The 1,326-nt window shown below is 60.9% G+C and carries 1 protein-coding gene and 1 pseudogene; both read left to right on the top strand.

Annotated elements, in window-relative coordinates:
- Positions 1-768: pseudogene (locus AWB81_RS43045) on the top strand (hypothetical protein); the annotation flags it as partial.
- A gap of 80 nt (positions 769-848) precedes the next feature.
- A complete protein-coding gene (locus AWB81_RS43040; RefSeq protein ID WP_144444398.1) occupies positions 849-1,058 on the top strand; it encodes a hypothetical protein in 210 nt (69 codons plus the stop codon).
- The last annotated feature ends 268 nt before the right edge of the window (positions 1,059-1,326 follow it).

Here is a 1,326-nt window from a genome sequence, read left to right as displayed (position 1 = left end):
CGCCCGGGCCAAGTGCAACTGATCTTCGATCGCCGCGTCAATCGGCGCACCCCGGGGCGCTTTCGCACCCGGGTGATTACCGAAGGGGTCACCCCTTCGCTGCATGTGGACTACAAGCGTTCACGCATCAAGCAGTACCACAAGGAGGATCAGGCGCTACGTACCGAGACCACCATCAACGACACCCGCGACTTTGGCGTCGGACGACTGCTGCGCAACTTGCCCGAGCTGCGCAGCATCGGCTTTGCAGCGAATCGGCGCATGCTCGAAATCGAACAGATCAGCCACGACTGCGCATTGGGCGAGGACGCGTTTCAGGACCTGCAGCGTGCGCGCCACGTTCACGGGCAGCGTGCACCGGCGCTGCGCTTTGCCGACCCGAAGGTCCAGGCGCTGCTGCAGGCGCTGGTGATGTTCGTCTTCGTCGCACGCGGCTTTACCAATCAAGACCTGCGGCAAGCCTACGCCGTGCTGCTGGGCCTGCGTCCCGGCGAAATCGGCCCGGGACGCATGAGCTACGAACTGCGACGCCTGCGCTTGCACGGCCTGATCGAGCGAGTGCCCAAGACCCACCGCTATCGGCTCACAAATCGTGGACTGCAAACGGCACTCTTCTACACGCGCGTATATTCGCGCATCTTGCGCCCGGGCCTTGCATTGGTTAGCCCTCAGGCGCCAGCCGCCTCGCCAGCGTCTTTGCAGCGCAGCTTCCGCACCGCCGAGCAGGCCGTCAACACCTGGTGCGATCAGGTCAAGATCGCCGCGTAGAGAACTTGACTCGACTGCTACAAGATCAATTCAGTCAAGGAATCTAGCGAAGCGCCGCGCAGGGAATGGTGATCAATCCAATGAGCGAGAAAGCCGTGCAGCAACTCATCGACGCGGCCAAAGCGATCGAAAATTTCGGCAAAGGCTGTATTGGCCGCGGCGGCAAGCCCCCACGCCATCGCCAGGACACTCACATCGATCGGGCGGCGGAGATTCTCAGGGACAATCACATTCACATGGAAGTCACGAGCGAGCGCGGAGGAGTGGAGACGCTGGCCACGCAGCTCTAGCGATACGGATTCCGCAAGGCATTCGACGACGAGAACGCGAGAAACAAAGAACTGCCGCCGTCGTCAACGACGAAATAGCCGCGGCCGTTATATCCACGCCATCCAGGGCTCGGATGAGCGCTTCAGCAACGTCGCGATACGAAGAAGCAGCACATTCTTCGTTGCGCAATTTTGGGGCCGCTGTTAATTCACTCGAGAGTGCCGAGTTCTTGCGCCTTTCTCACGGTCTCATCTTGGCGTTCGTGAGCGCCGATCCAGTTCTCGGTAA

Origin of the sequence: Caballeronia arationis (assembly GCF_001544975.2) — a bacterium.
Classification (GTDB): Bacteria; Pseudomonadota; Gammaproteobacteria; order Burkholderiales; family Burkholderiaceae; genus Caballeronia; species Caballeronia arationis.
The sequence above is the reverse complement of the archived record's forward strand: the minus strand, read 5'-3'. Positions and strand labels throughout refer to the sequence as shown.